11 protein-coding genes and 1 pseudogene are annotated in these 13,292 nt (G+C 33.6%); 4 read left to right on the forward strand and 8 right to left on the reverse strand.

Features of this window, described 5'->3' with window-relative positions:
• Positions 1-22: 22 nt before the first annotated feature.
• From LEP1GSC059_RS03995 to LEP1GSC059_RS04015, 5 genes and pseudogenes are all read right to left on the reverse strand, one after another.
• A pseudogene (locus LEP1GSC059_RS03995) lies at positions 23-552 on the reverse strand (DUF1564 domain-containing protein).
• 771 nt (positions 553-1,323) lie between these two features.
• Complete coding sequence (locus LEP1GSC059_RS04000) at positions 1,324-2,355, reverse strand: LIC10774 family surface protein (protein ID WP_017214454.1); 1,032 nt, start codon at positions 2,353-2,355, stop codon at positions 1,324-1,326.
• 812 nt (positions 2,356-3,167) lie between these two features.
• On the reverse strand, positions 3,168-4,127 hold the full coding sequence (locus LEP1GSC059_RS04005) for a family 43 glycosylhydrolase (protein WP_002177644.1): 960 nt from the start codon (positions 4,125-4,127) through the stop codon (positions 3,168-3,170).
• Positions 4,128-4,165: 38 nt separating this feature from the next.
• Positions 4,166-4,549: a DUF4087 domain-containing protein gene (locus LEP1GSC059_RS04010; RefSeq protein WP_017214455.1), complete on the reverse strand. Its 384-nt coding sequence runs from the start codon at positions 4,547-4,549 to the stop codon at positions 4,166-4,168.
• 268 nt (positions 4,550-4,817) lie between these two features.
• Positions 4,818-5,933: an aminopeptidase gene (locus LEP1GSC059_RS04015; protein WP_004441530.1), complete on the reverse strand. Its 1,116-nt coding sequence runs from the start codon at positions 5,931-5,933 to the stop codon at positions 4,818-4,820.
• Between LEP1GSC059_RS04015 and LEP1GSC059_RS04020 the strand changes: the two genes are divergently transcribed.
• From LEP1GSC059_RS04020 to sph, 4 genes are all read left to right on the forward strand, one after another.
• Positions 5,932-7,029, forward strand: coding sequence for a S1C family serine protease (locus LEP1GSC059_RS04020; protein ID WP_002245775.1), 1,098 nt, complete (start codon positions 5,932-5,934; stop codon positions 7,027-7,029). The genes LEP1GSC059_RS04015 and LEP1GSC059_RS04020 overlap by 2 nt on opposite strands.
• A 38-nt stretch (positions 7,030-7,067) precedes the next feature.
• A complete protein-coding gene (locus LEP1GSC059_RS04025) occupies positions 7,068-8,372 on the forward strand; it encodes a pyridoxal phosphate-dependent aminotransferase (RefSeq protein ID WP_017213172.1) in 1,305 nt (434 codons plus the stop codon).
• A gap of 32 nt (positions 8,373-8,404) precedes the next feature.
• Complete coding sequence (murI, locus tag LEP1GSC059_RS04030; protein WP_036025899.1) at positions 8,405-9,175, forward strand: glutamate racemase; 771 nt, start codon at positions 8,405-8,407, stop codon at positions 9,173-9,175.
• Between the two features lie 250 nt (positions 9,176-9,425).
• Positions 9,426-10,142, forward strand: coding sequence for a sphingomyelinase (sph, locus tag LEP1GSC059_RS04035; RefSeq protein ID WP_017213173.1), 717 nt, complete (start codon positions 9,426-9,428; stop codon positions 10,140-10,142).
• An 89-nt stretch (positions 10,143-10,231) separates the two neighbouring features.
• On the opposite strand, the gene LEP1GSC059_RS04040 is transcribed toward sph, so the two are convergent.
• From LEP1GSC059_RS04040 to LEP1GSC059_RS04050, 3 genes are all read right to left on the reverse strand, one after another.
• On the reverse strand, positions 10,232-10,654 hold the full coding sequence (locus LEP1GSC059_RS04040) for a hypothetical protein (RefSeq protein ID WP_002177650.1): 423 nt from the start codon (positions 10,652-10,654) through the stop codon (positions 10,232-10,234).
• Positions 10,655-11,169: 515 nt separating this feature from the next.
• Positions 11,170-11,517, reverse strand: coding sequence for a hypothetical protein (locus LEP1GSC059_RS04045; RefSeq protein WP_020980351.1), 348 nt, complete (start codon positions 11,515-11,517; stop codon positions 11,170-11,172).
• Positions 11,518-11,965: 448 nt separating this feature from the next.
• Complete coding sequence (locus tag LEP1GSC059_RS04050; RefSeq protein ID WP_017214457.1) at positions 11,966-13,228, reverse strand: ankyrin repeat domain-containing protein; 1,263 nt, start codon at positions 13,226-13,228, stop codon at positions 11,966-11,968.
• Positions 13,229-13,292 lie beyond the last annotated feature (64 nt).

Consider the following 13,292-nt stretch of genomic DNA (forward strand, 5'->3'; position numbering starts at 1 on the left):
CTTTCATATAAAATCTGGAAGTCTAAGAATCTAATTCCTGTAAATAGTATGGGTATTTGTCTGTCATCGGGTTTGGTTCAAATTGTAATTCTCTTGAAATGAGATTTTGTCTTCTGTTGATCTTCCAAGTCATTTCGTAAGTCCAGTGAAAGCTAGGAACTCCCGGTTTAAACTTTTCACAAAAAAATCCCCCTTGTCCTCCAACCAAAGCATGTAATTAAAAAGATAACACCTCGAAACCCCATGAGCCGCCGCCAACACACCTAAAGTCGCCCAAACACCAGTATGAACCCGAATACTAAACTTTTTCATTTTGCCAACGTCTCGATTGTATTTGATTTTACCCACCCGGTTATGAAGACGCTTCATAGAAACGATCTGCTTAGAATATTTTCTCAACAAAAAGGGGAGTTTGCCCCGAAGAGCTTTTCTTTCCTGAAAATTCAAACGATTCCAATAAACATCTGGAACCAAAAGAGAATCTGTACCAACAGAATCTTCTACCAAAGCAGACTCAATTTTTTGACCGTCATCTAATAAAAGAATGTCCATACCAGAAAACGGTTTATAGAAAAAATTTTTTGAAGGAAATAAAATATTTTAACGTGAGTTAAACGTAAGTAATGTGAATTCGTGGAAAAAATTAGAATCTATCTCAAAAATACTTTATCTTTGCTTAAACTATCGATTCTAAGATGGCTTTTAAAGAGAATTTTTGAAAGGTTAATTCCTATTAGAGTTGTTTAAAAATTCCATAGTTCAGATCAACAAAACTGTTTCAATCAACCGTTTCCATGAAACGCAAACTGTTAGAGAATTAATTTTTCAACAACTCTAATAGAAATTGTGTAATCAAAAAGACCGCCTTGAATTTACAGGCGAATCATTTTTTAGAGACGGTTCTCAATTTATTCTGCAGTTTTCAGAATGGAACTGTAAAATTTCGATTTGTGGTAGTTCCCACAAATTAAATCATATTGCGAGTATTTAAACATTCATCTTTTGTAATTAGAGTTCAAAATAGTTCTTACATTTTCAAAGATTATAACTCAGATTTTTTTTGAAACAGAACTACATTCTGACTTTCAAAAAAAATAGAAGCATCGTATTATTGTATGCGTCTAGATAGAAAATTGTAAATTATTAAATTTTATAATATTATTTTTATATAAAATTTAGTTTTATAAAGACTTAGTTTCTGATATAAAGCTCACATTCATATACGTCATTTTACAAATAATCTTAAATTCTATAAGACCTTTCCAATTTTGGAAAGGTCTTGTTTCGATTTACCTTAAAAAAATTAAGATTCCCTAATGCTCATTAATCGCAAGGACTTGAAGCCAAAGAATATCCAGAAATATCTATGGTTCCGTAAGGACCTGGTCTGTATATATCGACTCCTTCTGGAAAATGTTGTGAGGCCTCATACGTTGGAGGATTGTGATCCAATTTTATATTTTGGGCATAAAGTCGTCTGTTTGAATCAAATAGAAATGTTAAATCTATTTCTAAACTACAAGAAATCGTATTATTTCCAACGCTTCCTTGGGAACCTCCACCTAAATCTGCTTTACCTAACGGACGAATTACAACTCCGTACCGATTTCGATAAATCGTATTATTTTCTATTTTATTTTCGTAAGTAGTCCCTTCTACAAAGATACCAACTCCATAGTTATAGTCAGGTGCTTTTTTGGAGCCGATAAAGTTTCCACTGATGGTATGCCCTCCTGATGGTACATTCGATGTGTTTGCGGGAAAGATTCCGATTCCTTGAGAGATTGTATTATTTCTAACTTTAGAACCGTATGCTCTCAAAGCGATTGGATTCTGTAAATTGAATCCAGCTATGGTAGAATTTTCTCCGAGTTGGATTATTTCTTTAAGATCATCTGCATGAAATTGAATTGTAGTCGGTTTTGGACTGGGATGATTTCCTGATTTATTGTAGAAGAGGACAAAACCTAATCCTTTTCCTAATTCATCCCCAATAAGAGTAGCTCCATCTGGAATTCGGATTGGAAATTTTTCTCCAGTTTGTTCAGAGTATTCACCTGGTGCAACATGGATGTCGTGTCTATTTCCCGCCAAAGCAATCGCTTTGGTAAGTGTTCGAAATGGCGCATCCTTAGATCCCGGCCAGTTATCGTTTCCGACAACTTTATCTACAAAGAGAGGTATTCGGATGGTTAGACTCAGAGAATCATTTTTGTTTGGGTTCGATATATTTAAATTCGTTTGGTCTATAATTCCAGATAGAAGTGTTAAGTCGGATTTCCCCCCTTCTTTTTCGTTTGTACAACCGCCTAACAGTAAAATGATGCTAAGGCATAGTAATAAAAATCGTGTCATTGATTTCTCCTAATTGGGCGACGATAAAATTTTTACATCTTATCGTCAAATTAGCTTAATTAACAGATTTGTTTGAATATTTTTCACAAAAGCGAAAAAAGTTTTGCTCTTAGGTAGTAAGGCTATAAAAGAATTTATAAAATTATAAATATAAAACTTGTTTTGATCTTAAATAAAATTATTAAAGTCGTTTTAAATTTTAAAATCTTATAAGTATGGATTCAAATACACCTAACGGTTTATTTTTATAATTCTATCAATTTAGATTAGGAAGAGGGTTCTAATTTTTTGCTGTAATAGATTTTACAGATTAACACTGAAAATATGGGAGTTATTACTTAAAATCTGTCTCAAAACTTATAACTAATTGACTTTGGATCTCTAACAAGAAGTATTCCTTCCTACAGAAATCGTTATATTGTATTTAATATTAGAGTTCATCTGTTTTTGTTTTATGGAAACAGTCGATTGAAGCAGTTTTGTTAATCACCACTATGGAATTTTTCAACAACTCTAATATAATTTCTGTAAGATTTCCCACATTTTTTGAAAATCTGCAGTTAGCTACTCGGACGTATAAAAATAGTACTAAAAGTTCCAGATCAATTTTACCAAAGATGTAAAAATTTTTGGAATACTTAAGACGTTCTGTTTAAGTAGATTTTTAAAACATTATACTGACACTAAAAACGGGACATCTCGGTTTATCGCTTGAATACACTCTGCGAGAGTATATGTGACTTTTATTATATAACAAACACAGGCTGACCATATGGAGATCAGAATACGATTTGAAAATACCAACTAACCATTTAAAATGGTTGTTCGATTTCTCCAATTAACAAACCGATTTTTTCTTTGCCTTTGGACCAGTGCCAGTCGTTTCTAGCATTGAAATAGAGAAACCATTTTTTGATTATTGGATGAAACTTAATATCCATGGCGTAAATATGGCTTTTCATCCAATCGGATGAAGGAGAAAGGATTGGTTTTTGGAAAAGAAAATCCCATTTAATACCATCGAAAGAATTTAAAAGATAAATCGAAGAACCGGAGCGACCGTTAGAATCTTGATAGATACAATTTTCAAAACCTACAAAACCATTTTCGGTTTTCAAAACTTTGATGGAGCCTGCGGCTAAATTACGATTATAAGTATCAGGAGAGATTAAAGGATCCTTTAAGGATTTATAAGGCCCCCAAATTTTATCCGACTCTGCAACGCCGATATATGTAGGCTCACAAAATCCACAATCTGGAATAAAACTGAGAGACGCGCTGTAATAAAGTCTATATTTGTCCTCTATTTTTACAAGACAGGGATTTCCAATCGATTTACCATAACGCGCATTAATGTGCCAATCTAAAGAAGGTTCTAAAATTTTTTTTGCGGAAGACCAGTTTTTTAAGTCTTTGGAAGTTCGTATTTCGATATGCGAGTCCCATTTCCAAAATGTGAACCAAGAAAACACAATCTGAAACGGAGTGTATCTTTCATACAATAAATAGAATATATTATTTTCTTTATATATAAAAGGCCTCATTGCGTGTCGAAATAAAAGCCTGCCTGAATCCCAGCAAAACCCATCTTCGGATTCGTATCGATGTATTCCGAAAAGAGTATGACAAAAAAGATGAAACTTTCCATCTGGAGATTCTGTGTCTAAAAGTAGGGAAGGATCTGCGATCAAAGGGGTAAATGGGGGACTTTTCAAAATAGGATTACTCGGATATAATTCCCAACGGATCTTTTTGAAGTCGGAGGTTTTCATAAAATAGAGTTTTTAAGTTTTGTTTTCGTTGTATAGTTTTACTGAAGAAAGGATTTCCACTTTTTTAATGCAGGATCTTTTTGACAGGACTTCAATGGTTTTGCTTTTAACGTTTGGATCGAAATCACTTTACGATCTTTATGGTTTACAACCGCGTTCATACAAATACATCCGTATCCGTAGTTTACGTTTGTGTTAACCCATTCCGACGGTTTAAATTTTGGCCATTCCCAATCTTCTTTTAACTGGTAACGACCTTGAACACCAAGAATCCATTCGCCATCACGATCATATAAAGTAATGTTAGCTGGAGAAGGATTATGAAACCATCCACAACGAGTTTCTAATACGTTTTCTTTTGCGAAAAGTGGAAACGCTGCAATGAAGACTAAAATGAATGAGATTGAAATTTTTTTTAACATGTTGTGTTGCCTTTGTTACCTTATAGTTTTATTATTGATTATATATAAAGAGTACTTAATATCTTGCGGGTTTTTGGATATTCATCAGAGTTTTTGAAAAATTAATTCTTCATCAGTTTTCGTTTCCTGAAAACGGTCGATTGAAGTAGTTTTGTTAATTGCTACTATGAAATTTTTCAACAACTCTATTATATGAAACGGGCAAATACGCTTGTTTGCTAAGTTCAAAATTATATACGTAAATGTTGCCACTGCGTTACGGTTTATGTTATTCGTTCTTATTAGGATTGGAGAAAAGTAATTCCTTACGTTCTTCATTGGAAAGATGGACTAATGTTTTCATTCTTTCGTGAAATTTGGCGAAATTTGAACCTGCTCTTTCAAATTCCTTTTGAAAAAAATCAGAACCGGAATGGTAACGTATATAACCCACAAAATCTTCGTTGTTCCAGTTTTTAGATGCCAATTTTTCTATACGAATTGTTTTGAATTCTTCTTTGGAAACAAGTAGAGAGTTTTTAAATTCTTCCAGAATTCTTTTTTTATCTTCTAATTTTTTTTTGTCGTTTAGATCCGAATCGTATAACGTGCGTAATTTATTTGCCGTAGTAACCAAAAGTTTTTTTAATTTTTGGGATTCTTCTTTTTTCAAAAGGATTTCTTTTTTAATTGGACTTTCTTTACCTTCTACGGATTCTAAAAAGTGAAAGACACCTTCTTCTTCTACAAAACTCGCATAACTCTCGTTAAAGATAGAATCTCCCGGAAAATAAACCGTAGCGTGTGCCATTTCGTGAAATACAAGAGAGGCGACTTCATAAGGCTTTGTGTCCTCTATTTGAGAAGAAAAAATAGGATCTTCAAACCAACCTAACGTGGAATAACCCGCCGTGACTCGGATCCTAGTATCTAATCCTTTTCCTTTAAGCTCTTTTTCTTCTTCCTTTGCTTTGTCCAAATCAAAATAACCCTTATAAGGAACGGTTCCGGCGATCGGAAACCACCAAGTATAAGATTCCAATTTAAGAGGATAACAAGCGGTTACGTGCCAACCGATTTCTTTTCGATCCAATTGAACAAAAGATTTAAAACCAGCAGAAGGGTTGAGAGATAGTTCTTTGATTCCATATTCTCGGAATGTTTCGACTTCTTGTAATTTGATTTTTAATTCTTCTTTTGTGTTGGAATCTTGTAGAACGGATGGAATGGGTTTTCGTTTTAATAAAATGTCTAACTGTCCGGTGCCTAGATGCCAGAGATAACTTACACAATTTTCGAATGTGAAACAAAGTAAGGTTAAGACTAGAATGTTATAGAATCGGATTGCGGTTTTAGATTTACGTTTGTTTATAGAAGTAAAAAAATTGAATTTAGGTTCTAACATGGAATGGATACGTTCTCTCCCCGTCTTTAACGGAATTCTTTTAGCCGTTTTAATTTTAATTCTGATTTTTCCGAAGGATTGTTCGTTGTCTTCTATTTTCTACGGTAAAAAACCGATCAGCCCTAGAGAACAGAAAAGCGCGATCGAAATTCAAAATTCTTTTCGAAACGTTTATCGTCTCGCAAAGGATTCAGTTGTATCTATTCGAACAAAAAAAAGCGAATCGATTACAAGTCCTTATCACTATTTTGATTTTAGAAACGAAAGACTCGCCTCTTTTGGAAGTGGGTTTTTTGTTCATGAAAAAGGTTATATAGTTACGAACTATCACGTGATCGAGGACGCGGAAAGTATAGAAGTGATTACTTCCAATGGAAGTGTTCACCCCGCAAAGTATATTGGAAGTCACGAAAGGGCGGACATTGCACTTTTAAAAATTAGGGAAGGTTCTGGTTTACGTGCGGTTGTATTTGGAGATTCGGATCGGATCGAAGTAGGCGATTGGGCGATAGCGATTGGTTCTCCTTTTGGTTTAGAGCGGTCTTTTAGTGTAGGGGTTGTTTCCGCTAAATATAGGGAAGATTTAGACGAGACCGGACAGACTCATATTCAAACCGATAGTATGATCAATCCAGGAAGTAGCGGCGGTCCTCTTTTGAATATCTATGGAGAGGTGATAGGAATCAACCGGTTGATTCGAAGTGAAACTGGTCGTAACTCCGGTATCGGTTTTGCCATTCCAAGCAATTACGCTTTAAAGATTATACGAATGATAGAATCTAATCAAGGCAGACATATTCGTTCCGCGATTTTAGGAGTGATGGCAACTGTTCCACTACCGGATCATAGAATTGCTCTTGGAATTCCAGAATCTTGGAATGGAGTTCTAGTTTATGATATGGATCCACAGTCTTCCGCGGAATTAGGCGGAATTAAACGTTACGATTTTATTCTGGAAGCGAATGGAACTCCGATCAAAAATATTAATGATTTACGAGAACAGGTTGGAATAGTAGGACTTGGCGGCAAGATCAAGCTACGTATCTACCGGGAGAAATCGATGCAGGAACTTTCGGTAAGGTTGATTCAGAAATAAATGGATAAGAATTTTTTAGAGGGAAAAGAGAAGACTCGATGAGAAGAAACATCGTTCACAGCGGAGCGGATGCTCTGATCTATGAAATCAGACAGATCGTAACCGTCGCAAAAAAATTAGAGGCGCTGGGACTTCAGATCACTTACGAAAACATAGGAGATCCCATCTTAAAAGGAGAGTCGATTCCAGATTGGATGAAAGAAATCGTTTCCAATCTGATTCTAAAAGATAAGTCCTGGGCCTATACGGCCACACAAGGATACGAACCAACTCGTAAGTTTTTAGCCGAAAAAGTGAACGAAAGAGGAGGGGCTCAGATCACAGCCGACGATCTTTTATTTTTTAACGGATTGGGAGACGCGGTCGCAAAAATTTTTGGTTTTATGAGAAGAGAGGCAAGAGTATTAGGACCGAGCCCAGCCTATTCAACGATTTCTTCCGCGGAAGCAGCGCATAGTGGATATGAACACCTAACGTATAACTTACTTCCGGAACACAATTGGATGCCAGATCTGGAAGATATGGAAAACAAGGTCAGATATAACGATTCTATAACTGGTATTCTACTGATCAATCCAGACAATCCCACCGGTGCAGTATATGATAAAAACTTAATGAATAAAATAGTGGCAATCTGCGAAAAATATGATCTGATGCTTATCTGTGACGAAACATATGCACACGTAAATTATTCTGATCACGGTCCGCTTCATTTATCGGAAGTAATCGGAGATAAGGTTCCCGGAATGGCGCTTAGATCTATTTCTAAGGAATTTCCTTGGCCTGGGGGGCGTTGCGGGTGGTTGGAAATTTTTAACAAAGAGAAAGATCCGGTTTTTAGCCGTTACGTAAAATCATTGTTAGACGCAAAGATGCTCGAAGTATGTTCTACTACCTTACCTCAGATGGCGATTCCGGAAGTATATTCTCATCCTGATTTTATTCCTCATCTAAAAAGAAGGAACGAAAAATTTAAAAAACGAGCACATGTGGCAACGGAATATTTTGCAAGATTAAAAGGAGTCAAGGTGATAGAACCTAAGGGCGCTTTTTATCTTACGGTCGCTTTTGACGATGACGTTTTAAATTCTTCCATGAAGTTAAACGTAGAAAATAAAAAGGCGGACGAATTTATCCAACCGTTATTGGCTTCTGCAGCAAACGACAGAAGGTTTGTATATTATTTACTTGCGTCCACGGGTATTTGTGTAGTCCCTTTGTCTGCGTTTTGTACTTTAAAAGATGGATTTCGCGTAACGTTGTTAGAAGAAAACGAGGAAAAGTTCAACTGGATTTACAGAACACTTAGGGATAAGATTGGCGAGTATATCGCTTCCGCCTAACGTATAATTAAAACCAAAATGGGGACTCGAAATTGAAAGAGCCGTTCAAGATTGGTCTAATGGATTCTGGAATGGGTGGTTTGTCCGTTCTGAAAGAACTTTTAAAATACGACTCCAAACTGGAAATTATATATTACGGAGATTTAAAGAACAGTCCTTATGGAGAAAAAGAAGTTTCTAAAGTTTTAGAACTTGTCAGGAACGTTTGTAATCTTCTACAAAAAGAAAACGTAAGGGCGATATTGCTTGCCTGTAACACTGCAACTTCGGCAGCTGCACAAACTCTCAGACAGGAATTTTCGATTCCTATTTTCGGAATGGAACCTGCAATAAAACCTGCAATATTACAAAATCCAGGAAAGAAGGTGGCTCTACTTGCCACTCCGGTTACACAAAGAGAAGAAAAATTACAAAAACTAAAATCCGAACTAAATGCGGAAGATTTGATTCTTCCGGTTTCTTGCCCGGGTTTGGCCGGACTTGTCGATCAGGGAAATTTTGACGAGGCGGAAAAATATCTCCGACCTATTTTAAAAGATCTACAAGAGAAGAATGTGGACAACTTGGTTTTAGGTTGTACACATTATGTTTTTCTAAAACAGATGATTCTAAAAAACTTTCCTAACGTAAAAATTTATGACGGAAATTCTGGGACAATCAAACATTTATTGAATTCTTTGCAAGTTTCAGGAATTATATTGAATGGAAGTTTAAATACTCGGTCTACCTATAAACTGGTTCTGAACAGCGAAGAAGAGTTTCACTTTCGACTGGCTTCTGAACTTTTATCTTCGGAAAAATAAAAAACACTCTATAAAACAAAAAGAAATCCAATTTCTATTATATTCTTATTTCTGACTTTCATTTGAATTATATTTTAAGTTTATAACTTCTAAGTTTTATTAGAATTCGCTTTTGAAACTTTCGGTTCCAATTTATAGCTAAGATTTTTTATATTAAATTTTATTTAAATAGGGTATTTTGTCCTAACTCGATTCTGTTATCTTTTTCAGATTATGTGCTACGATATATAAAAATTTTGAATGGGGATATATGAAAATGATACAAAATATTTTACGAAAGAAAGAAGCTAAAAAATGGAACCAACTAAAAAACTCTAAACTTTTTAGAGTTTATTACTTGTTTGTTTTTTTATTTCTTTTTGATTGTTTGCCTGATTCACAGACTTCTGATAATTTATTTCTATCTCTACTTTCTCTTCCAAAGGAACAAAGTATAAAATTGATAAACAATAAATCTACTGAAAAGTCTAAAACGACACGGAAATACGGCTGGGTTACTTTTACATCCCAAGTAACCGGAAAAAAAATCCAAGCAGATCCTGAACGACCTGACGGATGGTTAAAAGTAGATGCTTCGAGTAACACAGATTTTACGACGTTTACTCTATATCAGGATGGGGGAGATCCGAATTGTATCAAAAGCGGTCCTATCCGGGTCGAACCTACTGCATATCGAAATTATTATTGGAACTGGTGGCTCGGTGGAGGCGCGGGCAATTACGCCTATTACCCTAAGTATAAGGACGGTTCTAACAGACTTAAACTTTATGTTTTAAAAGTCAGCGACTGTTTGGAATCAGGAGATCGAATACTTTTTTCAGATTATGATACTATTACTCAGGATGATTATTTTGTCATAGATTGGGATGGAGGCAGTTGGAATGAATATCTTTTTCTTTGGAAAAAATTTCCTCGAATTGAAAGAGCATACTTTTATGTTCAGTTGCATAATGGCCCTGAGGAATAGAGATAAGAAAAACTTAATATTATAAAATAAAGAAGAGGATTTGTTTTTACCTCTTCTTTATTTTATATTTTTACTTCGGTAAAAAAGGTTCAGCTTTTTGAATCCACAGGTTTTAAACTATAAAGAAATCCAATCATAGATACATAAACGGTCATAATAATCGGACTAAACCACCAACCGAAACTTTCAAAATAAGAGCCATCTGCGGTCATGATATAATACACGTGACCAGGAATACTTGCGGTTACATAAGTCGTTATAAACCAATAGCCGATTTTATGACCTAATTTATTCGTGAATCCATAAACTTTAAAAAATATTTTATGTTCCCAAATGAGAGCGAATGCACTGTAAAGCATTACTATAGACAATCCTATATCAACAATTGGAGTCATAACTTGGCCCGGATCAGCTTTTCCGTCGCGTAGATAGTGGGCAAGATTAATTAAATGAAGTGTAAAGCCCATCGTAAACAAAAGTGGAAGGGACTTTTCGGCGTGAAATTTTAACATAGATTTCCTCATAGTTGATCACTTGGTTTTAAAAAAAGTAAGTGATCATTACTTTTTTTAAAAAAAACACTTAGATTCGCTTGCTGTCAAAACTTTTAATCTACTTTTATATAAACTTAAATTGATTCTAAGTATAAAGTATAAAAGTAACACTCATTTATTAAGACTTAATAAAGTGAATATTACTTACTGTTTCATAAATTAAAATATTCGTTTTTTAATACAATTGGCCTGAAATTTGAAAGTTTAATTAAAATTATATCCTATACAAACTCTATAAAATAAACTTTTGAAGAGTGGTATTGAAATAGAGTTTTTGAAAAATTAATTCTTTATCAGTTTGCGTTTCATGGAAACGGTCGATTGAAGCAGTTTTGTTGACCTGGACTATGGAATTTTTCAACAACTCTATTTTATATTTTATGAGAATTATTTTAGAAATAAAAGTTTATGTTGTACTAAGAACGATTTTAAATTATAACTTTATAATTTAGAGTATTATTTAAATATGAACTTCAAGAAATTAAAAAAAATTGACCATCATGGTTTCCGACTAAAAGTGGCCTCAGTTCTTTGTCTAGAATGATTATATCCTTTCCTTCCATTGTATCTATATTAAAATTTTCTGTTATAAAATCGTGAATTTCTTTTTGATGAACATCGAATGTTTTATTTTTAAAAGTTAAAATTGGATGTACTGATAGAAGATAATATCTTGGTTTTTCCAGAAATTGAATTGCTAGTTTTTTATTAATTTCAGTTCTAAATGTGTTTTTCTTAATGTTTTCTATTATAGAGTCTATCCATTTGTAAAATGGATGTTTTGGGTTTATTTCATTTCCTGGAAAAAATGGTTGATTCATATTATGATTATATAATTTTATTGACTTATCGGATGTATGATTTCTTAAAAAAATAAAAACTCATTCTGTTAAATATTCTATAGAAGTCTATAAATTTTGATAAGCGCAAAGTTTTTTTATAAAACAAATGCACTTGTCGATTTTATTAATGGGATGGTGTTTAAAAAGTTTTTTTCATTTATATCTTTATACAAAATTTAAGTTTTATCTAATCTGAGTCTTTAAAAGGTTAATCGAAAGGAAAGATGTTTGTAAAGGTTTTATAAAAGATCTTAAATCTACTTAAGAAAACAATCAATTAGCATTAAAATCATCTTATCTTTTGCAAATCTTCAAATCAAAAGATTACTTAGAGTTATATAATAGAGTGCCAAAATTCCATCTTTAAACGAGGATAGTTTTAAAATTTATAGCACTTTATTATATACAAATCAATAAAAACCTAAACTTAATAAATATGTCCTAAAAAAAGATATTTAAAATTTTCAGTTTTATTGAGGTTGTTAAAAATACCTTTTTGATTCAAATTATCTAATATTTCATTGAATGAATCTGGATCTATCTTACCCGTCTCATAAGCGCCTAAATCAAAAACTTCTTCCGAAAATTCATAAAACCCTTGGTATTTCCAGGAGCCTGAATTGTTAGGATCTTCTCCATCCAATCCAAAAGATAAGGTTCTGTCTTCAATTGCTAATATGGTTACGGTTTTATCTCCATGTTCGAGAGAAAATTTTTGAATTCCTTCTTCAATCGCTTTCGCAAGTTTTGGTGAAAGTCCTTCATTGCTTTTTGTCAAATAAGTTACAATTTTTCCGCAACCATTCCCTTTTGCTCTGCCTAAGGCAGTATATCCTTCTTTATTTTGGGTATTAGGATTAGCACCACATTCTAAAATAAAAGAAAAAGGTTCTAAATATTCGTTTTCGGAGGCCAAATTCACAAGACATTCGCCTATAATTGTGTTAGGCGTTCTTTGGATAATTTTCTGCATCATATCAATTGCTTGCAAATCCTCCTTTTGACACAAATGCCAAGCCGCGGCTTGTGGTAAATAAGCACCAAAACCTTTGGGAGTTAAAATTTGCATGGTTAAAAAAGAAGGGATTAAAGAGAGTATATTTTCAAAAGTTTGAATATTAATGGTTTCTATTGTTTTTTGAACCTCGTTGTTGATTTCGTGGTATTTCTCGAGGATCCCTATAAAATTAGAATCTTCAATCAATGGTTGAAAGATTTCGTCTTGTAAAAAGCGATCTTTTGATAAACCCATAATGAGACAATCTCGGATCGAACTCAACATCTCATCTTTATGATTGGTCGTTGTATAATAACGTGCTTTCTGAAAAAATATATTAGAATTTATGCAATCGTAATCTTTTAAAAATGACATTGCTTCTACGATTTCATGATTTTTTAAAATTGCAGCTAAGGAAAACGAATCCGCGACAAATTCTTCGGCTTTTGTGTCTTTTTTTCCCACTTGTAACACTTTCAAAAAATTGTCTTTGCGAGAAATAAAAACTTCCTTCCAAACCGTTTCTGCTTTTTTGAAATTTCCAGAATTTAGAAATTGTGTAAATTTACTGTACTCTTTTTTGCACCAACTCGAAAGGATCGAGAATTCTCGCCCTAAAGAATTTTCAATTTCTTCATAGCCGATTGTTAAAATCTGCTTCGGGAAATGACTTTTTGATTTTTTAATATTCATATTTTTGAGAATCCTTATTTTTTAAAATTTAATTTTGAAACCGTTTAAATCTAAAGTTGCAAAT

The organism is Leptospira noguchii serovar Panama str. CZ214 (assembly GCF_000306255.2).
Lineage (GTDB): Bacteria > Spirochaetota > Leptospiria > Leptospirales > Leptospiraceae > Leptospira > Leptospira noguchii.

Bases quoted from the DNA above. Each gene is read 5' to 3' on its own strand.
- LEP1GSC059_RS04000 (WP_017214454.1), bottom strand. From the start codon at position 2,355: ATGACACGATTTTTATTACTATGCCTTAGCATCATTTTACTGTTAGGC.
- LEP1GSC059_RS04005 (WP_002177644.1), bottom strand. From the start codon at position 4,127: ATGAAAACCTCCGACTTCAAAAAGATCCGTTGGGAATTATATCCGAGT.
- LEP1GSC059_RS04010 (WP_017214455.1), bottom strand. From the start codon at position 4,549: ATGTTAAAAAAAATTTCAATCTCATTCATTTTAGTCTTCATTGCAGCG.
- LEP1GSC059_RS04020 (WP_002245775.1), top strand. From the start codon at position 5,932: ATGGAATGGATACGTTCTCTCCCCGTCTTTAACGGAATTCTTTTAGCC.
- LEP1GSC059_RS04015 (WP_004441530.1), bottom strand. From the start codon at position 5,933: ATGTTAGAACCTAAATTCAATTTTTTTACTTCTATAAACAAACGTAAA.
- LEP1GSC059_RS04025 (WP_017213172.1), top strand. From the start codon at position 7,068: ATGAGAAGAAACATCGTTCACAGCGGAGCGGATGCTCTGATCTATGAA.
- sph (WP_017213173.1), top strand. From the start codon at position 9,426: ATGAAAATGATACAAAATATTTTACGAAAGAAAGAAGCTAAAAAATGG.
- LEP1GSC059_RS04040 (WP_002177650.1), bottom strand. From the start codon at position 10,654: ATGTTAAAATTTCACGCCGAAAAGTCCCTTCCACTTTTGTTTACGATG.
- LEP1GSC059_RS04045 (WP_020980351.1), bottom strand. From the start codon at position 11,517: ATGAATCAACCATTTTTTCCAGGAAATGAAATAAACCCAAAACATCCA.
- LEP1GSC059_RS04050 (WP_017214457.1), bottom strand. From the start codon at position 13,228: ATGAATATTAAAAAATCAAAAAGTCATTTCCCGAAGCAGATTTTAACA.